The sequence below is a fragment of the Pedobacter cryoconitis genome, assembly GCF_014200595.1.
In the GTDB taxonomy this organism is placed as follows: Bacteria; Bacteroidota; Bacteroidia; order Sphingobacteriales; family Sphingobacteriaceae; genus Pedobacter; species Pedobacter cryoconitis_C.
Genome location: NZ_JACHCG010000005.1, coordinates 337765 through 358787, shown reverse-complemented (window position 1 = coordinate 358787; position 21023 = coordinate 337765). Strand labels below are relative to the sequence as shown.

The 21023-nt window shown below is 39.6% G+C and carries 20 protein-coding genes; 3 read left to right on the top strand and 17 right to left on the bottom strand.

Features of this window, described 5'->3' with window-relative positions:
• Nucleotides 1-38: 38 nt before the first annotated feature.
• The 13 genes from HDE70_RS24030 to HDE70_RS23970 form a co-directional block, all read right to left on the bottom strand.
• Nucleotides 39-3101 carry an efflux RND transporter permease subunit gene (locus HDE70_RS24030; protein ID WP_183892061.1) on the bottom strand — a complete coding sequence of 1021 codons (3063 nt, stop codon included), beginning with the start codon at nucleotides 3099-3101 and terminating at the stop codon, nucleotides 39-41.
• Entirely contained in the window at nucleotides 3098-4174 is a 1077-nt protein-coding gene (locus HDE70_RS24025) for an efflux RND transporter periplasmic adaptor subunit (protein WP_183892060.1), read from the bottom strand. Before HDE70_RS24025 ends, HDE70_RS24030 begins: the two co-directional genes overlap by 4 nt.
• Nucleotides 4175-4192: 18 nt before the next feature.
• Nucleotides 4193-5566, bottom strand: coding sequence for a TolC family protein (locus HDE70_RS24020; protein ID WP_183892059.1), 1374 nt, complete (start codon nucleotides 5564-5566; stop codon nucleotides 4193-4195).
• Between the two features lie 36 nt (nucleotides 5567-5602).
• Entirely contained in the window at nucleotides 5603-6214 is a 612-nt protein-coding gene (locus tag HDE70_RS24015) for a TetR/AcrR family transcriptional regulator (protein ID WP_183869224.1), read from the bottom strand.
• 139 nt (nucleotides 6215-6353) lie between these two features.
• Nucleotides 6354-6938 (bottom strand): carboxymuconolactone decarboxylase family protein, encoded by a 585-nt coding sequence (locus tag HDE70_RS24010; protein WP_183892058.1) that lies wholly within the window; start codon nucleotides 6936-6938, stop codon nucleotides 6354-6356.
• Nucleotides 6939-7069: 131 nt separating this feature from the next.
• Complete coding sequence (locus HDE70_RS24005; protein WP_068404771.1) at nucleotides 7070-7615, bottom strand: peroxiredoxin; 546 nt, start codon at nucleotides 7613-7615, stop codon at nucleotides 7070-7072.
• 141 nt (nucleotides 7616-7756) lie between these two features.
• Complete coding sequence (locus tag HDE70_RS24000; protein ID WP_183892057.1) at nucleotides 7757-10105, bottom strand: S9 family peptidase; 2349 nt, start codon at nucleotides 10103-10105, stop codon at nucleotides 7757-7759.
• 104 nt (nucleotides 10106-10209) lie between these two features.
• On the bottom strand, nucleotides 10210-11037 hold the full coding sequence (gene ygiD / locus HDE70_RS23995; RefSeq protein WP_183892056.1) for a 4,5-DOPA dioxygenase extradiol: 828 nt from the start codon (nucleotides 11035-11037) through the stop codon (nucleotides 10210-10212).
• Nucleotides 11038-11113: 76 nt separating this feature from the next.
• The gene (locus HDE70_RS23990; RefSeq protein ID WP_183892055.1) at nucleotides 11114-11686 is read right to left on the bottom strand and encodes a YceI family protein; all 573 of its coding nucleotides are present in this window, start codon (nucleotides 11684-11686) and stop codon (nucleotides 11114-11116) included.
• Between the two features lie 76 nt (nucleotides 11687-11762).
• Nucleotides 11763-12272 (bottom strand): DUF3347 domain-containing protein, encoded by a 510-nt coding sequence (locus HDE70_RS23985; protein WP_183892054.1) that lies wholly within the window; start codon nucleotides 12270-12272, stop codon nucleotides 11763-11765.
• Between the two features lie 4 nt (nucleotides 12273-12276).
• Nucleotides 12277-13086, bottom strand: coding sequence for a hypothetical protein (locus tag HDE70_RS23980; RefSeq protein ID WP_183892053.1), 810 nt, complete (start codon nucleotides 13084-13086; stop codon nucleotides 12277-12279).
• An 8-nt stretch (nucleotides 13087-13094) separates the two neighbouring features.
• Nucleotides 13095-13631 (bottom strand): heavy-metal-associated domain-containing protein, encoded by a 537-nt coding sequence (locus HDE70_RS23975; protein ID WP_183892052.1) that lies wholly within the window; start codon nucleotides 13629-13631, stop codon nucleotides 13095-13097.
• A gap of 121 nt (nucleotides 13632-13752) precedes the next feature.
• Complete coding sequence (locus tag HDE70_RS23970; RefSeq protein ID WP_111632803.1) at nucleotides 13753-14154, bottom strand: HYC_CC_PP family protein; 402 nt, start codon at nucleotides 14152-14154, stop codon at nucleotides 13753-13755.
• A gap of 151 nt (nucleotides 14155-14305) precedes the next feature.
• On the opposite strand from HDE70_RS23970, the gene HDE70_RS23965 reads away from it, so the two are divergent.
• On the top strand, nucleotides 14306-15028 hold the full coding sequence (locus HDE70_RS23965; RefSeq protein WP_183892051.1) for a peptidylprolyl isomerase: 723 nt from the start codon (nucleotides 14306-14308) through the stop codon (nucleotides 15026-15028).
• Nucleotides 15029-15163: 135 nt separating this feature from the next.
• Complete coding sequence (locus tag HDE70_RS23960; RefSeq protein ID WP_183892050.1) at nucleotides 15164-15934, top strand: exodeoxyribonuclease III; 771 nt, start codon at nucleotides 15164-15166, stop codon at nucleotides 15932-15934.
• A 34-nt stretch (nucleotides 15935-15968) separates the two neighbouring features.
• Here the strand turns inward: HDE70_RS23960 and HDE70_RS23955 are convergent, their stop codons facing one another.
• Complete coding sequence (locus tag HDE70_RS23955; RefSeq protein ID WP_183892049.1) at nucleotides 15969-16535, bottom strand: 5-formyltetrahydrofolate cyclo-ligase; 567 nt, start codon at nucleotides 16533-16535, stop codon at nucleotides 15969-15971.
• Nucleotides 16536-16799: 264 nt separating this feature from the next.
• On the opposite strand from HDE70_RS23955, the gene HDE70_RS23950 reads away from it, so the two are divergent.
• Nucleotides 16800-17051, top strand: coding sequence for a hypothetical protein (locus HDE70_RS23950; RefSeq protein ID WP_183892048.1), 252 nt, complete (start codon nucleotides 16800-16802; stop codon nucleotides 17049-17051).
• A 110-nt stretch (nucleotides 17052-17161) separates the two neighbouring features.
• On the opposite strand, the gene HDE70_RS23945 is transcribed toward HDE70_RS23950, so the two are convergent.
• The 3 genes from HDE70_RS23945 to HDE70_RS23935 form a co-directional block, all read right to left on the bottom strand.
• Nucleotides 17162-18601, bottom strand: coding sequence for a S8 family serine peptidase (locus HDE70_RS23945; protein ID WP_260162064.1), 1440 nt, complete (start codon nucleotides 18599-18601; stop codon nucleotides 17162-17164).
• A gap of 1079 nt (nucleotides 18602-19680) precedes the next feature.
• Complete coding sequence (gene efp, locus HDE70_RS23940) at nucleotides 19681-20241, bottom strand: elongation factor P (protein WP_068404751.1); 561 nt, start codon at nucleotides 20239-20241, stop codon at nucleotides 19681-19683.
• Between the two features lie 156 nt (nucleotides 20242-20397).
• Nucleotides 20398-21015, bottom strand: coding sequence for an ATP-binding cassette domain-containing protein (locus HDE70_RS23935; protein WP_183892047.1), 618 nt, complete (start codon nucleotides 21013-21015; stop codon nucleotides 20398-20400).
• Between the last annotated feature and the right edge of the window lie 8 nt (nucleotides 21016-21023).

The window sequence follows — 21023 nt, the reverse complement described above, 5'->3', positions numbered from 1 at the left end:
CGGGAACGCCTCCTTTTTTACGTTTATTAATCTTATTCTTACACTGGTTTTTGCTCTTCCACCTCAATTACCGGGGGAATCAGCTCGTAAATAATCGGCGTAACAATCCTCGACAATAAAGTCGAACTGATCAATCCGCCTATCAATACAATCGCTAAAGGTGCAATCAATGGATTAGTAGAAATTGCGATCGGTATCAAACCACCAATTGCGGTCAGCGAAGTTAATACAATAGGTAAAAATCTGACTTCACCAGCTTCCCGGATCGCCTCTTGTAAACCTTTACCTTGTTTCCTGAGCTGATTAGTGAAATCTACCAGCAGAATAGTGTTCTTCACCTCTATCCCTGCCAGTGCAATTAACCCGATAATGGCAACGAAAGAAAGTGAATTCCCCGTTATCCATAAGGCCACCGCAGCCCCTACCACTCCTAAAGGAATAACAGATAACACAATCAGTGTACTTTTAAAAGTTTTGAATAACAGGATCAGCACTGCGATAAATAAGAATACAGTAACCAGGATGATGTTCAGAAATCCACCAAAAGAGTTATTCCTGGATTCTACTTCACCTCCCATTTCATAACTATAACCAGCTGGCAAATGAACCTTGTCCATTTTAAAAATCACATCATCAATCACCCTGTTCACTAAAAACCCATCGCGGACATTGGCTTGTACAGAGACTACACGTTTCTTTTCCTGGTGATTAATTACTGCCTGCGAAGCTTCCAGTTTCAAATCAGCCACCTGGTTCATTGGCAAAGCATTTCCTTTTGCATTGTCAACATACAAGTTCCGGAAAGCATCCATTCCAGGTCTGCCCTCTTTAGTACGCGTCAGGAGTACGCCATAACCGTTTTTGTTATCATTGTTATAAAAGGTTCCCATATTTAACCCGGTGACTGCCAATCTTGCCGTCTGATCAATATTTATAGTAGAAACCCCTAATAATTGTGCTTTTTCCTTATTCACGACTACACGGATATCACTTTTAAGTAAGCTCACAGGGTTCCTGACATACATCGTGCCCGGCGATTCGTTCAATAGCTTTTCTACCCTGATAGAAAGCAAGCGCAGCGTATCCAGGTTATCTCCGAATAAACGAACCTCTACCGGCGCAATTACAGGCGGCCCCTGCTCAAAATTCTTCACTTCGACCTTTGCACCCGGATAATGTGCCCAACGCTTCTGTAGCTTCTGAATCAGCTTTAATTTGGCATCAGGAGAAGTATCTTCACCGAGTTGCACAAATAGCTGTGCAAAATCGCTGCGGTCGTTCTCCGGTATAATATTATAATAGATCCTTGGATTACCCTTTCCTATATTAGAAGAGTAATATTTTACTTCAGACTCTTGCTTCAATTCCTTTTCAATAGCCTTGGCTACCCCATCGGTATAAGACAGATTAGATTGATTTGGCGTAGTGATATTCACCAGGAATTGCGGTTTTTCTGACGCAGGAAACAAACTAAACCCAATCACTTTGAAAAGAAATACAGAAGTTGCGAAAAGTACAACCGCGATCGAAATAGTTAACAGTGGTCTTCGCAAAGCTTTATCCAACAAACGCGCATAACTGCCATGAATCAACCTTTTCAGCCCACGCATCAACATATTGCCTTCTGGATTTCCAACGTGAGTTTTTAATAACCTGCTGGATAAGAAAGGGATAATCGTTAAAGAAACCAACATTGATGCCAGTACCGAAAAAATAACTGCCAGTGGTAATGACCTGATAAAATCACCCGAACCTTCCGGTAAAAATACCAGTGGCATAAAAGCAATAATCAAAGTAATCGTACAACCCACTACAGCCATTCCAATCTGCTTAGTTGCTTTCAAAGTAGCATCCAAACGACTGTGCCCTTCCAGCATCCACCTTTCAATATTTTCCACGACGACAATACTATCATCCACGAGCAATCCTAGCGCAACCACTAGTCCGACAATACTCAGCTGATTGAGGTTGAAACCAAACAACTGTAGTAAAACAATCCCGATAGCCAGTGAAAGTGGTATTGAAATCATCACAATGATTGCCGGACGCATCCCTAGTGGCAATAAAGTTACCGCAACCAGTAAAATGGCAATTATAAAATCATGTCCCAAACCAGTCAGCCTTCTATTTACATTATCTGCCTGGTCAAAATTCTGTACCAGATCAATATTAGCGGGCAATGTCTTTTTAAAATTTGCCAGCACCGGCTGATAGGTCTTTTGCGTTTTACTAATATTCTCCCCCTCTTTCTGAGCCGCAGTGATGAATAAACTACGGTGCCCGTTTAAGCGTGTAATGTGCTTATCTTCTTCATACCCGTAATAAACCCGGGCAATGTTCTTTAAGACTATATTTTTCCCTCCTGCTGCATAAACAATCGTATTTTGAACTGCGTCTAGGGTTCTGTATTCGTTGGTTACAATGTTAAATGTCTGGTGAGCCGCATCAATACTTCCGCCCGGTATACTCGCCATTTCGCTCTGAAGACTATTTTTTACAGCGCTAACCGGAAGATTCATCTGCGCCATTTTTTCCAGATCGAGTTCTATACGAACCTGCTGTCTAGGCAAACCAAAAATGGATACTTTCTTCAATGCAGCTACCTTTTCCAGTTCATCCTGAAGCTTTTCCGCATAATATTGCATCTTGCTGCGCGGTGCATTCTCTGAAACCAGTGCGACCTGCAATACATTCACATCAGAAGGTTGTTGTTTCTGAACCTCTATACTGTAAATATCAGCCGGTAATTCACTTCTTTTACTGTTAACCTCTCTTACAATTTCCTGATATTTTCCTTCAACACTGCTGCTGTACTTATATTCTACCCGTAAAACAGCGACTCCATTAGAGATACTTGTCCGGATTCTTTTAATATCATCCAACCCTGAAATCGTTTTTTCCAGAGGGGTAACCACCCGGTCTTCGATATCCCTCGGACTGGTTCCCGGATAAACAATAATCACGGAAAAAGCTGGTGCATGCATCTCCGGATCTTCCGATCTGGGCATACTGAACATGGTGGTAATCCCCAATACGATGATCATCAGGAAAATCACCAGCGTAAACTGGCTGTTTTTTACAGCGTAATCTGATATTTTCATTTCGCTGCTTTTAATGGTGAATGAATACTGATCTTGCTGTTATCTGTCAGATAGGCTGATCCCGAAATAATCAATGCCGCCGCATTTTCCAGTCCCCCACTGATGGTTACCGTGTTTTTCTCAATTCCTGCAACTGTCACTTTTACCCTATGCGCAGTTTTGTTGTCATTGGTAATAAAGACATAACCGCTGCTTCCGTCTCCGTCTAACAAAGCTTCGTATGGTATTTGCCAGTTTCCTTTATGCGCTACCTGCTTTGAAGGGCTCAACGTTGCCCTTCCAAACATGCCCGCAGCAATAGCTTTTGGGGTCTGTCCGGTTAACCTGATATAAGCTGTAAATGTTCCAGTAGCCGCATCAACGCCTTCAGACTTACGGCTCACCACCCCATCTAAAACCTGTCCCGGCATAGCAGTGGTTTCTATCTTTGCCGGATCATTTAATTTCAAAATTGCCCATTCCCTATCGCTGATCCCAACTTTTAACTCCCATTTCCCGGATTGTGCCCCATTAGTTTGTAACACAGCAGTGCCAGAAGAAATCTGCTGACCTACATCTGCCAGCTTTTTAAGAATAAACCCATTTTCAGGGGCATGTATCTCCGAATACTTCCTGTTAAAATCAACCTGATTAAGCTGCTGCTGAGAAATCTGAAGCGCAGTTTTGCTATTTTGCAACTGCTCTAAAGTAGCGACACTATCACTATACAGGTTTTTTGTCCGCTGGTAATCACGCTTTGCCTTTTCATAACCTAGTTGAGCCTGCTGCACTTGCGCATTAATCTCCGTCAGGTTCAAAGTTGCAAGCAACTGCCCTTTTTTAACTGCATCACCCTCTTTAACCAGCAGACTGTTTATAATCCCTCCGGTTTTAAAAGAGAGCATCACTTCATCGTTCGTTGTAAATTGTCCGGATACCGGGATCGCGGCATTACTGCTTTCCAGGTTAAGTTTCATAACCTGAACCGGAATCGTATCGTTTCCCATTGCCGTGCTGGCAACTGGCGTTGAGGTATTGCAAGCGTAAAATAACGGTACTCCCAGCAATAGCGCAGCATAATGAATAGCTTTCATTTCGTTTATATTTTAATATTAATTATTTAATGGATAAGTAGCCTGATCACGTTCCAGTTCGGCCATTGTGATTTGTAAGTCGGCCTGTGTATCGGCCATTCTGAGTTTTGCATTGGTTAACTGATCCTGTGCGTCAATCAGTTCAAGATATAATAACTGTCCAGCGCGGTATGCTTTGAGCTGATCTCTGTAATATTTACCCGCAAAGGATAATCCCGATATTGCACTCGTACAAGCAGCTTTAGCAGCCCGGTAATTGTTATAAGATTGGGCCAACTGCAATTTAAATGACTGTTCTGTTTCATCAATTTTGGCTGTATTCGCTTTGATGCTTGACTGGGCCTGTGCTGCACGGAACTTATTTTTACCTCCTGTAAAGATGTCCCATTGCAGATTGACACCCCACATATAGTATCTAGTTTTATCATTTACTTTAAAATCCATTCCCTGGGATCCCAGATCAATATAGGTGCTCAACTTAGGGATCAGATTAGACCTTTGTAATTTATAATCCAGGTTATTAGCTTCTTTCAAGCTGTTTAATTGTTTTAATTCTTCCCGTCCGCTAATACCAGTTGTGGTATCCGGTATAACTAATACATTGGCAATGGCAACACTGTCTATCAGAATTTTCTCCTTTAAAGGCCGGTTTAATAAAAAATTAAAATAGGCACTGGCATTGTCTACATTACGTTGCGCATTAATAAGGGCAGCATTTGTTTTTTCCTGCTCCGTCTGTGCACGTAATAAAGCAGTTCCATTTCTAACCCCATTCTTTAATAAACTCGTATTCACGCGGATATTTTCATCAATGAGTAATAAGGCGCTGCGGTATGTTTCCACACCCTGTAAGGCTTGAAAGTAGTGGTAATAAGCAGTTTTAATGTCTTTGACCAGTGCTCTTTTATAAACATTCACCGCGGCCTGCTGACTGCTGATCAATTTTTGTTTAATTAGTTTATTATAACGGATCTCTGCATTGATCAGCGGAAGTGATGTCCTGAGTTTAACATCATAAAAATTATCCGGGTTCAATAAGAATGATTGATTCGGTAACTGCGGATACTTAGAAGAAGAGGTCAATTGATTAAGCGCACTGTAAATAGGATTAACCAGGTCACCAACCGGTATATCTATCGTCCTGCCTCCCGCAGACTTCGTGTAACTGCCCAGCATACTCACTGTAGGCAAATACATAGCTTTGGCCTCATTCAGGGCAAATAATGATTTTTCCAGGTCGAAGTTTTGTTGCTTCAGCCCCTGGTTCTGTTCAAAAGCCAATGAAATATAGTCATCCAGCTGCCTGCTCTGCTGTTGCGCCATGGCTGGTTTCCCTAAAATAAGCAGCCATCCGGTGAGTAGAACAGATGCTTTAATAAATGATGTATACATAATAAACAGTGTTTAGTAATGGGTCAAAAAAAAGGCCTAAGCCCTTATGGAAAATAAATAATCTTCTATCGCTTTATTCAAAATTTCAGGAATGGATGCTTCTTCAGGAATCATTATTTTTAAACGACAACGGAGATTTAAAGAAACCAGGCCATGCGCCATAGACCAGATTTGCAATGCCGCCTGGTTAGCATCCTTAAAAATTAACAGGTCTGCCTGAATACATTCCTCAATCAAACTGATTGTGTAAGTTAATGTAGCATGGCCGTTATGTCCATGAACTGTTTCATCCACGTTTGTCGGTGCCCTGATAATAAACATCAGGTCATATAATTCAGGGTTGGCCAAACCGAAAGAAACGTAAGTTTTACCCAACTGCTCCAGTCTTTCCAGCAGATCTGTACTAGTTATGTTTTGTTTGAATGCCTCTAATAACTTCAGATAAGCTTGTGCCTGAACCTCAAAAAGTAACTCATCTTTATCTTTATAATATAAGTAAATAGTGCCGGGGCTGTATTCAATAGCGTCGGCGATATTACGGATAGAAGTTTTCGCATAACCATCTTCCAGGAACATTTTCATGGCCGCAGTAGTGATCATCGTTTTCATCTCTTCCCTTTCCCGCTCTTTTCTTTCTGATATACCCATATCCTTAAATTATACTGTACAAATGTACTGAACACTGTTCAGTAAATCCAAATAAATACTTAAATATTTTCAAAAACATCCTTATACAACAAAAGGAGGCTCTTTCCAGAAACCTCCTTTTTCAATAAATCAGTTAAATCTAGTAAAGGATCTTACCAGCAGAAGTAACGATTGAAGCAATACGGATCGCATCAAATACGCGTTCTTCAGTAGCTCCTAAAGCCAGAATAGATTCTTCATGTGCATTTACACACATTTCGCAACCATTCACAGCTGAAACAGCTAAACTCATTAATTCAAAAAATTCTTTACCAGTTACCGGATTGCCCATTAATTGCATTCTTACGCGTGCAGGCATGCGGGTATACTTCTCTTTTGCCGTAAAGTGACGGAAACGATAAAGTACATTGTTTAAAGCCAGTAAAGAAGCACAACCAGTTGCTTCAGCAATTTCTTCTGCTGTAGCTTCTTTTTGCTGCGCATATTTCTCGAAGAAATCAGTTAATACTTTGTTGTTGTTATTGATTGCAATACTTAAGCCAAGTAAAGCACATTCCTTTTCAGTAATATGTGCTGAAGTCAGGGTACTGCTGAAATTTAATTTTAAGTCACGTACATATCTCGAATTACCTTTTTCAAGTAAATGGATACTTTCGTTTCTATAGCCTTCGTTCAAACCTACAATGGCTAATAATTCTTCTATGGTTTCAGTACTTTCACTCATGTTTTTATGATTTTATGAAGCTGCCTTATTTATAAAAAACAGATTCTGTGGATATAAAAAACCCCTGCAAAATGCATTTACAGGGGTTTTTATGAATTAAACCCTGTTTAAAATAAACAGGAATTCAAGATTTAAACTGTTAAAGTTGCTTCACCTTTTTCCCAGTTACAAGGACAAAGTTCGTCAGTTTGTAAAGCATCAAGTACTCTTAATACTTCTTTTACGTTACGTCCAACACTTAAGTCATTTGCACTAGCCCAACGGATAATTCCTTGTGGGTCAATGATGAAAGTTGCACGGTAAGCGATTTTTTCTGTTGGCTCTAAGATATCAAGCGCTTCAGCTAATGATTTAGAAGTATCAGCAAGCATTGGGAATTTTAAACCACGTAAATCATCATGGTTGTGTCTCCATGCTAAATGCACATTTTCTGAATCTGTAGAGGCACCGATTAAAGTAGTGTCACGGTCACGGAATTCACCGAAATTAGCATTGAATTCAGCGATTTCAGTTGGACAAACAAAAGTAAAATCTTTTGGCCACCAGAACATACAAGTCCATTGGTTGTTCTCATTTACTAAAGTTTCAGAAGTTAATGTTTCAAACTCTTTTCCTTTTTCTATACTAACTACAGCTGGTTTTGAATAAGCTGGAAATTGTTCACCTATATTAATCATAATGTTCTTTTTTTCGTTGTGCAAAAATACATCAATATTGCCTCTTTATCAACCCTATTGAAAAGATAACAGATACTTAATATTGATGACCCCATAGACAAAACCTATACACACAAACCGAAGAATCAGTCACACTCTATTTTAATTCTTTAACGTCCTTTCAAACAGCTTAAAGATCCTTTTATATTCATCCGTCCAGCTCGAGGGCTGCACAAATCCATGGTCTTCAACAGGATAAACAGCCAGATCCCAGTGGTTTTTGCCCAATTCAATCAGGCGCTGACTCAAACGGACTATATCCTGAAACTGCACATTCTCATCCACCATCCCATGGCACATCAATAAATCCCCTTTCAGACCTTCAGCAAAATAGATTGGAGAACTGCGCCTGTAAGCCAGTGAATCATTAGCTGGTTCGTTCAGGATATTAGAAGTATAACCATGGTTGTAATGTGCCCAGTCTGTTACCGAACGCAGTGCCGCACCAGAAGCGAAAACACCAGGTTCATTAAACAGCGCCATTAAAGTAATGAACCCACCATAAGAACCGCCATAAATACCTACATGCTGCGGGTTCACCTGGTACTTTTCTACCAGCATTTTTATGCCGTCCACCTGATCGGTTAAATCCTTTCCACCCATATGACGGTAAATTCCTGTGCGATGGTTTCTGCCATATCCGGAACTCGCTGTATAATCGATATCAATTACTGTATACCCATTATCTGCAAGCAGGTTATGGAACATATATTCTCTGGAATACTGGCTCCACCAGTAATGTACATTCTGCAAATAACCTGCACCATGCACAAATACAACCGCGGGATGGTTTGCAGCAGGCTTTGATGCCGGATAAACCCGCGCATATACGTCATCACCATACCTGTTTTTAAAAGAAACCAGATCTGGTTCTCTCCATGGATAAGCCTTAAACGCCGCAGAAGATGATTCCGTTACTCTAATTGCTTTAGCACCCGGCTTATTCGCCTGAATATAAAGCTCCCAAGGCTTGTTCATATAAGAATAATTGATAGCCAGCCACTTTTCATCAGGGGATAAAGTAACTTCATTACCCCCTTTCATACTGGTAATTTTGACTGGCGTTCCACCATTCACACTCACTTTATAAAAATGCGTAATGCCCGGATGTTCTATATTTCCAGTGAAATAAAAGGTTTGTTTGTCTTTGGATAAAGAAAGATTTTTCACTTCCCATTTTCCGCTGGTCAGCTGGCGCTTAACCCCTGTAGAAACATCAGCAACGTAAACATGCGCGTATCCGCTCGCTTCACTCTGAAAATATATATGCTGATTATCTGTCCATCCCAGGTTATCTGAATTGATACCAGGGCCACCAATCCAGGCTTCATCGCGTTGTCTGTCTAAAAGTGTTAAACCGCCTGTAGCCGCATCTAACTTTAAGATCCAGCGATCTTTATTATCCTGCGATTCCGCCGTTAAAACCGCCATTGTACCCGCAGTATTCCATATGGGTGCAGATAAATTGACTTTTCTGTCTTCATTTTTCTTAACCGCCGCTTCCTGTTCCTTTGGATAGTCTTTCAGATAGTCCGGCAAATCTTTAATACCGGGAATATTTGTGAGCTGAATCTTATAAACAGTATCCCGTTGCTGATCATAGATAAAATTCTCATAAACAGGTAAAGGCTCTCCTACTTTAGTTCTGCCCGGAATATCTTCAGTATAGCCCGATGCCGTTACAAAATTCGGTACAATCGTTTCTCTGCCTTCCCCGGCCTGAAGCTTCAGCCTGTAATTGATATAACGTCCATCCGGACTGATCACTAAATTACTGAGCTGCTGGTTCCCAAGCTCAATTGCCCTTAAAGGTTTATCCTCTCCGCTCAGGCTTTTCTTTTTAGCCAGCCTGAAAGCTTCCTGCTTTTTCTTACTTTTAATCACTTCAAAGAGCCCGTCCTGTTCGGTTTTTAACCAATTGTCCTGCGTATTTTTAACCACAGGAGCCTTTTTCCCGGAAACAAAATTGGTAAGCTGTTTCAGCTCCGAAGTATTCAGATTGAGTGCATATAAATTATTTCCCTTTTGAAAGGCAATCGTCCCGTCGTTTAAAAAAACAGCGTTACGTTCCGCTTCTATAGTATTTGTCAGTCTGCGCTGCTGCTTTGTTTTGAAAGCGTACAAGAATAAATCACCAGACTTTTCAATAAGCCCTAAACTATGGTCTTTGTTATAAGTATAATCACCTATACTCTCCTGATCCGCCAGCTTTTCTGTAGTCTTTACAGGTTTTCCAGCAGAAATGTCCACTTTATAAGACTCATTATTGTCCTTACTTTCTGGGTTCCATTTGAAATAAATTGTTTTACTATCACCAGACCAATGGTAATCAGATGGGGAAACACCCAGCCATTTCTGGTCACGCATTATACTTTCTACAGTTAATACAGGTTTTTCCTGAGCCTGTGCGATGCTGGAACCCAATAAAAATAAGAGGCAGAATTTCTTCATTAATTTAAACTTAGACCGCAATTTATGAAAAAATTAAGCCTCGTCCTCTGCCAGAAAAGAAGGTTTTACAAATGTTACAGGATCTTGTTTTGATTGAGTGGGATCTAGCTGATCCGGACAGAGGTCATCGTTAAAGAACCACCAACAGCCTTATCATTGAAAAGTACAACTTCTTCCTTTTCATTTTGCAAGCCCAATGTATATAACAATGGCAAATAATGTTCTGGTGTTGGAATAGCCAGCATAGCGGCTTTGCCCAGGTTGTGATAAGCCATCAGTGGCTGATGTTCTTTGTTCATAATCAATGACTTGAACTGATCGTTAATTTCCAGTGCCCAGTCATATCCCCCACCGTTTATCATTTCCCAGTTCATCATTCTTAAATTATGAACCATATTACCACTGCCCATAATCAATACTCCCTTTCTGCGGAGCTGATAAAGCTCAGCAGCGAGTTCATAATGTGCCCTTGGATCTTTCGTATAATCGATGCTCAATTGCAGCACAGGGATATCAGCCTTTGGAAACATATGCTCTAATACTGTCCATGCACCATGATCCAGTCCCCAGTCATGATCTAAAACAACGTCTGTACTGGTAATTAACTTTGCGGTCTCTGCGGCCAGCAAAGGACTGCCCGGTGCAGGATATTCTACATCAAATAAGGCCTGCGGAAATCCGCCAAAGTCATGGATCGTTTTCGGAAAATTCATTGCAGTTACTGCTGTCCCCCTGGTAAACCAGTGTGCAGAAACAACAATAACAGCTTTGGGAACAGACATTGTACGGCCCATGTCAGCCCATTTTTGACTAAATTCATTGTCTTCGATCCCATTCATTGGAGAACCATGACCAATAAACAAAACAGGCATCAATTCATCCTGAACAGGAAGATTACCCGTTAAATTTTTAAGCTCTGATAAGTTTGCCATAATTTTTTAGCTAAAAAAAGGGGTTGCTTAAGCATTCACCTGCTTAAACAACCCCTCTTCAGTTTAAACAAGAATATTATTTAGCCTGAACAAATTCCAGGTTTAATTCAATTTTGATGTCTTTAGCTACTGCCATTCCACTTGGATCATATTTAATGTTATAATCTAAACGGTTAACCGTGGTAGTAGCGTGAAAGCCCGCTCTTGTATTTGCCTGCTGATCTTTAGCTATTCCGCCATAAACAACGTTGAATTTTACGTCTTTCGTTACATCACGGATAGTCAGTTTACCAGCAAGTTCATAATTATTATCTTTCAATTTCCTGAAAGACGAACCCACAAAAGTCATGGTTGGATATTTCTCTGCATTGAAGAAATCGTCTGTTTTCAAATGATTGTCTCTCATCTCAACACCAGTAGTAACGCTGTTTACATCTACAGTAAAGTTGATTTTAGCATCTGTTAAATCTGGTTTAGCTGCATCAATTGTGCCTTCAAATTTCTTGAATGACCCATTTACAAAGGAGATCCCCAAATGTTTAACTTCAAAATTAATGAAGGTATGCATAGGGTCAACAGACCACTTTGTTTGTGCAAATGATGCCGTGCTGATGGAAGCAACAAGCAGAAATAAAAATATCTTTTTCATAAATTGTATGTTTTAAATAACAATACAAACGTATAGGGAATTATGGCAAAAACCCTTGATGTATGATAAGAAATGTTTAGTTCTTTTCAAGCGTATCTTTCACAGTACCACAGTCGTACATTTGGCTCCCATAATAAGGGTTCTGTATTTCTTTCACTTCATTCAACCAGCTGAATTTACCCATTGGACAGTATTGAACAAAAGCTTCCTGCGTATTCAGCTTCAGCTCTTTTGCTAATTTGATAAATGCAGTGCTGATTCCTTCAAAACTTTTACGCTGACTTTTTAAGTCATTACTTTTGCTTAGTTCCACTGCTTTCTGCTGAATTACAGCCGACTCAGACATCCATAACAGGTGTTGTCTGGTATCTTTAAATCCTTTGTGCGGAACTTCTTTAACCGCGCTTTGTAAGGCTAGTGCTAATTTTGGAGCTTCCTCCGGTTTATCCGTTGCCAATGCATTTTTTAAAGCATAATAGCTTTTTAAACTCTGGTTAAATTTACCAGATACGTCAGCTTTCTGCGCAAGGGCAGGTTGTACAAATGCCCCTAAAAAAAGGGCTAAACCTAAAATTACTGTTTTCATAATATTATTTTAAAACGTTAAAGAAATTAAACTCTGCACGTACCAGGTACATGTTTTTATTATATCTGCCAGCCATATCTCCGGCTACCTGGAACCTGTATCCCAGATCAATACGCGTTCTGCTATTCAGAATGACCTGTAAAGCGGGCGCAAGATCGAGGTAAGACTTTCCGTTTGCCGGATTTGTTTTACCCAGCATTTCAAAGTAAACGTTGAAATTTGGCTGATTGTAGTTTTTATAAACGAATGGAAGCACGAGGTATCCAGAAGATAAACTATACCCGATCATCTGATCTGGCTGTAGGGTTCCTGTTACGCGCTGACTTTCCACATCAAAAGCTTTGCTATAGCTTACCGTACCCGATAAAGCCAGTTTATGAAGTAGCTGAGTCACCACTATCCCACCCTGAACTCCACTATTATCACCTTCCAGATTAATATCTTCTGTATAAGTTGGCCTTTTACTGGTACTTACCCTGCCGAATACCGCCGCGCGTAAATGCCGCTGCGTATCATCGATAGAAAGGAAACGGTATTTTGCATAAACGCTTCCCCCTTCCAGTCTGTATTTGCCATCCATATCAGAGAAAAACCCCTGAAAATGTGTCATCAGGTTTTTATTAAAGCTAAACATCACTTCTGGCATGGTCCTGTTTCCACCACCGTTAAAGATCCCTTCATTGGTAATTCTGACTCCGATAGATTTGGCCGCCATATTACTTGCCGGTTCTGTAAAGACATATAATTCCTGTGCACCCGCACGCAAGCTCCCGCCCAGCAGAAAAACTACTGCTGCTAATTGAATAAACTTCATTCTTGTGCTTAAATGCTTAAGTGAAAAATACGTGTTTCTTTACCCTGAACAATACCTTTTCCTTTAAGATAGGTTTCAGATTTTAGTTCCGCAGCTTGTTTCTTAAAAGCTGACGAAGTGATAAAATCCTTATCCATGATACGGGCGATAACCGGGCCGTCCAATGTTTTGCTTTTCGCATTGATGAACTGAAAAACAGCACCATCAAGTTCAGCAAGTCCGGCAGCATCAACTTGTGTATTTTTAAAGTTAATGGTGGCGGAAAGGTCCCCTATAGAAAAGCCTGCGTCCTGAACTTTGTCCCTGATTTCGTCCAGATCTACTTTTTTGTCTGCTTTAAAAGTAAGGACAAAAACGTTTCTATTCAGGTCGGGAGAGACAGTTTCAATAAAGCCAAGGCTTTTTAAAGAGGTTTCAGTAGCTCTTGAACACATAGAGCAGGTTAGACCGTTAACTTGTAATTCAGCTTTAGAAATTTGTTGTGCGAAGGTATTTCCGCCGATAAATAAGCAGAATAAGATAATGAAATATTTGATCGTTTTCATAATGAAATTGTTGTAAGCGGCTGTTTGAATATTAAAAACAGGGGCCAATGATTTGAAATAAATTAATACAAAGGGGCAATAGCGAATGAGTATCCGCAATTACACTTAATTTATTCCTGATCTAATTTCTGAAAACGCAGTTGTAGGCATGCAGGGCGACCCGCGCGGATAAAGGAGGGGCTTCCTCTTTAATTTTACTAAATAACTGCGGTAAAACAAAAGACAACAGTTCTGAAATATAAGAAGAGATTAATACCGGAAGACTATGATTTTTAGGAACATCAATTTTCAGACCTGTCTGGTGACTGTCTTTGATTTTAGCATCAACCTTAGTGTTTTTACAGCAGGAATCTTCTTTTTTAACCGATTTTTCCGCTTCATTACAGCCGCCACAATGGGCAACTTCCGTCAAATGAATTCCAGATAACTGTCCCCCGCAAAAATGCAGGCTCAGGGCAACACCAATTACGCTAATCAGGTAAAAGGCACATAATCCTAAAGCTATCTTTTGTTTCAGTTTCATTTGCGAATTAATAGTATCAATTATCAAACTTAAGGATAAATTCTTAAAAACGAAAAACGGGGCCGGTAAGAAACAGAAAGATTACAAGATTATGCCATACCAGTTTTTTAAAGTAGAATTCTGTCTTAACTTAGCCAAAAATACCTATAAGATGAAGCCATTTCTTACGCTACTACTCTTGCTTTGCCTGAATTCCGTCTTTGCTTCCGGACCAAAACATCAATATCTAAAGATAACAACAGCGCAGGGCGAATGTATCATCATGTTATACAATAAGACCCCGCAGCACCGGGATAATATTGTTAAACTGGTCAAAAAAGGTTTTTATGATGGTACGCTTTTTCACCGGGTAATCAATTCATTTATGATTCAGGGAGGTGATCCTGATTCTAAAAATGCACCCACAGGTAAAGAATTGGGAAATGGGGATGTCGGTTATACTGTGCCTGCGGAATTCCGCGATAGCTTGTTTCACAAAAAAGGCGTATTGGCTGCAGCCAGAGACGATAATCCGCTGATGGCATCCAGTGGCTGCCAGTTTTATCTGGTACAGGGGAAGAAATTCACCGATACACAGCTGGATAGTATGGAAGTTAAAAGGTTGAAATTTAAAATTCCACAATGGGAACGCGAAATTTATAAGACTAAAGGTGGCGTACCTCATTTGGATAAACGATATACGGTATACGGTGAGGTTGTAAGTGGGTTACCGCTGATTGACACGATAGCGGCAGTGAAAACAGATTCCAATAACCGCCCTTTAGCAGATGTAAAAATGACGGTGACACTTTTGAAAAAAAGAAAGGCGCGTAAGCTGGAAAAAGAGATGAAAAAATCAGGGGGTGATGAAGTCATTTTCCTGCTTAACCAATAAAAAAATAATATATACTACGATGAAACCTGTCTGGGCCCTTCAGCCTGACAAGCTTCATCACTATTAAACCACGAAGTGCTCTTGAGTTCAATTAAAAAACAATAAACACCCCGAAAAAAAATAATATATACTACGATGAAAATACTTTCTTACAACGTGAACGGAATCCGTGCTGCCTCTACAAAAAACTTTGTAGGCTGGCTGCAATCAACGGATGCAGATATGATTTGTCTTCAGGAAGTGAAAGCCCTTCCTTCTCAAATTCCGGAGATAATTGGTCTAATTGAGAACCTGGGTTATCATCATTACTGGTTTGCTGCAGAAAAAAAGGGATACAGTGGAGTCGCTATATTTTCAAAAATCAAACCTAATCACGTTGAATACGGATGTGGTGAAGAATGGATAGACAAAGAAGGACGCATTTTAAGGGCTGATTTTGACACTTTCTCTTTGATGAGCGTATATTTGCCATCCGGATCATCCGGAGACGAGAGACAGGTTAAGAAGTATGAATTCATGGCTTATTTCGAGAAGTACATCACCAAACTCCGTGAAACTTATCCGAACCTGATCATTTCCGGCGATTATAATATCTGTCACACTGCAATTGATATTCATAACCCTAAATCCAATGCAAATTCTTCTGGTTTCCTTCCTGAGGAAAGAGAGTGGATGGGCTTGTTCCTGGAAGCTGGTTTTATTGACACCTTCAGACACTTGAACAAAGATCCTCATCATTACACATGGTGGAGCTACAGAGCAGGTTCAAGAGGCAAGAACCTGGGCTGGCGTATCGATTATCATTTAGCGACGCAACCTATGCTTGACCGGATTAAAGACGTAAAGATTTTGTCTGATGCCATACATTCTGACCATTGTCCGATTTTATTAGAACTTACGTCATAAATATTATCTGCCGGATCAGACTATTGAACAGGATTTAATCCTTAAAATAGATTACCTGATCTGGTGTTATACAAAGATTAAGGCGAATATCATTTTCGTGGGTATCAGCAATGATGCCCACGCTTTTGAAAAAAGATAAACCCACTTTCAGGGTATTTCGTCCCTCTAAAAACCGGTCATAGAATCCTTTGCCATATCCGACCCGGTAACCCCGATCATCAAATGCCAGTAAAGGCACAATAACAAGGTCTATTTCTCCCTGATACTCTTCTTCGTTAACTGGCTCCAGAATATTAAAAGAACTCTTTAAAAGCTCTTGTTCTCCCTTATAATGATGATGCGTCATTAAAGAAGTTTTAAAATCTGCACGGGGTACAATTATTTTTAACTGCGGATGATGCGTTTTAAGCCATTCAATAAATAAAAAGGTATCCGGTTCATTCTTTTCAGCAATTGGAAGGAAGATATGAAGTGTTTTTACAGCACTCAGGTCAAGCGTAGCAAATTGTTCGAGTAATTTTCCACTCAGCGCATAAACTTGCTCCGGGTTAAGTTCTTTTCTTCTTTTCGCTTCCTGTTTCCTGATTTCTGTTTTATTCATCTTTTAATAGCACTATGTTCTGCAAGTTAGAAATCTTGTCTGGACCCAGCTTACTCATTGATAAATTTTCTATTCATTTACGCTGAATTCATACCACTACAAGTAGTCATATTTGGGGACTTTTGGCATAAAAAACAGAGCAGATCTTTGTAAATTAACACTATGATTTAAATCAATCAATGGGGGAAGCCGAAAACCATGAAAAGAGTAGGCATGAATTAAAGTTTTTTGATTTCTTTTTGATAGACAAAAGAATCATTTATTATGGCTAGAAGATGGTATGCCTACAACGGAGTTGGCGATCCACTAATCCCTCCTTCCTATTATATAGCAAGTTTGCCACCAAGTTGTAAAAACGGAGTAAGAGTATGTGCTATTTATGCTGCAGGCACCGGGCCAGTCCCCATTATCTTATCTAGTAACCTGAGAAATTATATTGCAAATCTTTATATAACGTTAGTAGCTCAGCCTGATTCAAATCCAGGAATTAAAAAGTATGTTTATGGCAAATCTTAGTGAACTATGGAGAGGATGAATCCAAAAATTACATGCAAGAATTTCAAACAAAACTTAACAAGGTACATACAAGTTTAAAGGTTTAAACTTGTATGTACCTTGTTAATTAATTAGTATTTGTCAATATACGATAACGCATTATATGCGTTTACCACTCCACCAGAAACACACTTATCTTTCAAAACATCTTCATGAATAACCGACTTCATGATAACTTCTTTAACTTGTACTGCTGTTAATTTCGGATAGTACTCTATGATGACCGCAGCGAGCCCCGTAACTACAGGAGCAGCCATACTAGTACCACTATTTTCATCATAGGTAGAACGAAGTACCGTAGAAGTAATATCAACCCCCGGCGCATAAACATCTACGCTATTTTTACCATAATTGGAAAATTCAGTAGCTAATTTTTGATCATTTTTAGAATCTGAGGCTCCAACTTCTATCCAGTAAGGAGCTATAACCTGACCTTCCAAAGTTTTCCTATCAGGGATAAGATTATCCATCTTATCCAGATTTTCCCCGGTATTACCAGCGGCATGAACAATCAAAATATCTTTGCTAACGGCATATCTTATTGCTTCATAGATTGTAGCAGGTCTTGTGGCTAACGGTATTCCAAAACTCATATTGATTACCTTTGCTCCATTATCAGCTGCATAATGAATAGCGTCAGCTATTGCCTTAATATTCTTATTCTCTTCAGTTCCGCCTAATGCGTAGATAGTTGCTGAATCCGCCGTCTCTTTGAACGGGTCGATACCAGGAGTTGCACGAATAACCATCAATTTCACCTGATCTGCGACTCCGTTAGTACCAACATTATTATTACGAACTGCAGCAATAATACCTGCCACATGAGTACCATGTATACTAGAAGGTCCACCCGGTATTGGGTCATAATCCTTTTTTTCATAATATGCCAACTGCATCTTATAGAAATCAGCCGCTTTTTTCAGTTTGACCCTTCCTTTGGAAACAAAATCCGGATAAATTTTCAAGCCAGTAATCATTGCCGTCTGCATTTTAAGTTCCTCTGGGCTGCCGGGTACATAATTCTTAAAATCATCAACAGTTGGAATAGGCTTGCCCATTTTCTGCAACATATGATTTAATATTTCCTGATCCTTTTTCGTTTTTTCTATCTTGTTGTGTACAGATAACATTTCAGCCTGAGTATCTTCTCCTACGGCTGCACTATAGAAATTCCAGCCATGAATATCATCTATAAAACCATTTTTATCATCATCTATACCATTGCCTGGGATCTCCTTAAGATTCGTCCAAATGACAGATTTGAGGTCTTCGTGATTAATATCAACCCCACCATCAATTACTGCAACAATGACAGGTGTCGCTTTCTTTCCACTTAGCAACTGTGTATAAGCCTTTTCCATGCTGATCCCAAAAACACTGTCTGTTTTCAAATCCAGATTTTGCCAATTAGCCTTAATCTTTCCATCAGTTTGCGCAAATACAGAATTTACAGCGAATAGCATAAAAGCTATCATCACCAGTTGAATGAAATACCGATCCGTTTTTATCATTATCCACAATCAGAAGGTATAAAGTTAATTATAAGTCGTTTAACTATATAATTAATTATATAAGTAAACATATTTCCTAATTACTAAAAGCATTTAAAACACTCCATTGCCAATAAATTTTTCTGCTATTTACGGATCAAGTCATAAACTTGTGGATTAGTGATTAAATTTCAAGTTTTGGTTTTGATATTTTCTTAGTTCAAAGCAGATGGTTACGATTCTTTAATAAGCTAATTACTTCCCGATTTTTTCAGGCTTGCTCCTTTTACAAAAGTTCTTTGATGCCTTTGGGTTTCGATTGATTGTTTCATTGTGCCCCTTACAAAACTTTCGAAACAACTTGTACTCCAAACTACTGCTTTAAAAATGAAATCGCCCAGGATTCCCTTTGAAAATTTACCCGTTAAACTTCCCATAATAAATAAATGCCTTTCCACCAATGTAGGCTATTGGCGTTAAAGATTATCCTGATGCGTAAAAAATGTCCTTAATTGTCCGCAGCTGTCTGCAATTGTCCGCAGTTGTCCATGGGTTAGTCAAAGGGAAAATTATAATTTCATTAATCTTCAACTAGTTATGGTTTAGTTGTGCCTGAGTGGTGGTCGGGGTGACACCAGGTTGTAAACGGGCTGTAAGCATGGCAAGTCCAATTGATTTCAACTAGTTGTTTTGACTTGGACTTGCCATGCTCTCACGTTACTTTAGCATTGCTCTTACCCTAACGACTACTCAGGCAGTACCCGACCAGTACCCGGCCGATATAGATCTATTATTAAGCTATTTTGAATTTATTTACTAACAGCCCGGCCTTGTTTCGACTGAGTCATTCCCATGCAAATTGAAAGCTTTCAGCACAACTGCCAGAGGCGTAACAGCATCCGTGAAATCAAAGACTTTCTGTTTAGCGTGTCAAAATTTATCCTGAAAAAAGAGCTTGCTACACAAGTTTATGACTTGATCCCTATTTACACGAAATGAACCTGATCAGGTTGAATAAAAAAGTCTCTAAAAAAATATGGCTTCGGGAACCACTCCGAAGCCAAAATCAACCTAAACCTAAAACTAAACTATGAAAATTCTTATTTTACTCTTTCTATATATTCACCTGTACGTGTATCAACCTTAACCTTATCGCCTTGATTGATAAACATCGGCACTTTTATTTCAACATCTGCTCCAACGGTCGCATATTTCAATGCACTTGTTGAAGTGTCCCCTTTAACAGCGGGCTCTGTGTAGGTAACTTCCAGCTCAACATGCTGGGGAGTTTGTGCCGAAATCGGCTCTTCACTCTCGAATGCTATTACAACATTCATGCCTTCTTTTAAGAATTTAATCTGATCCCCAAATAATGATTTTGGGATGTTAAATTGTTCAAAAGAACTGTTATCCATTACAACGAGGAATTCTCCATCTTCGTATAAATATTGATAATCATTTGTCTCTACCCGGCAAATCGTTACCTCTTCATCTGTGCGGAACCTATACTCGACTAATTTGCCGCTTTTAATGTTCCTCATTCTTGCCTGGTAAAAAGCTCTTAAATTTCCAGGAGTCCGGTGTAGAAACTCTTCTACTACTATTAATTCTCCATTGAAACGAAGAATATTACCGCTTTTCACTTCTGATGCTTTTGCCATTTTTTTCTGAAATTCATTGCTCTACCAGCAGCGCTATTTCGTGCCGCAAAGGTAAAAACAATTTCTGGTTCTACAATAGTTATTTTAAATAATATAAATAAGGCCAATTTTTAGCCCGTTTCTTGACAATGGCCTTGCAATTCAACACGTTTCGCTTTATTTATAGTCAGTTATCTTTATAAAATTATCGCAAAAAGAATACTCGTTTTCCTGATTGGAGCCGATCACGACGAGCTTATCAGCAGTAAAATCCCGGATCAGCTCGTGATACCACTTAATTCCCTGTTGATCAAGGTTAGAAGTTGGCTCATCCAACAGCAGCAGCGGTGTATCTGTACAGCAGGCCAAAGCCAACTTAGTCCGCTGTTTCATACCAGACGAAAAATACTTTAAAGCTTTATCCTGAGCTTTCCTCAACCCTAAAAGATCCATCACCTGTGCCGCATTGACACCGGGATGAAAATTCTTGAATTTAAAATGGAAATCTATAGTCTCCTGCAAAGTAAACTCCTCCACCAGGTCCAGGTAAGGTGCAGCAAAACTCACTTGCTTGTACACTTTTTCTACCGGAATGACGTTAGCGTCATCTGCATAGGTAATCGTGCCTTCAGAAGGCTCCAGACTACCGAGAATTACACTTAGCAAGGTCGACTTACCGGAACCATTTGGCCCCAGAACAGCATATTTGCCGGCAGCAGCAAACCCATAAGTGAAATTTCTGAATATCCACTCCTGGTTAAACCTTCTGCCGGCATCTTTTAAATCGATCTTCATTCAAATGA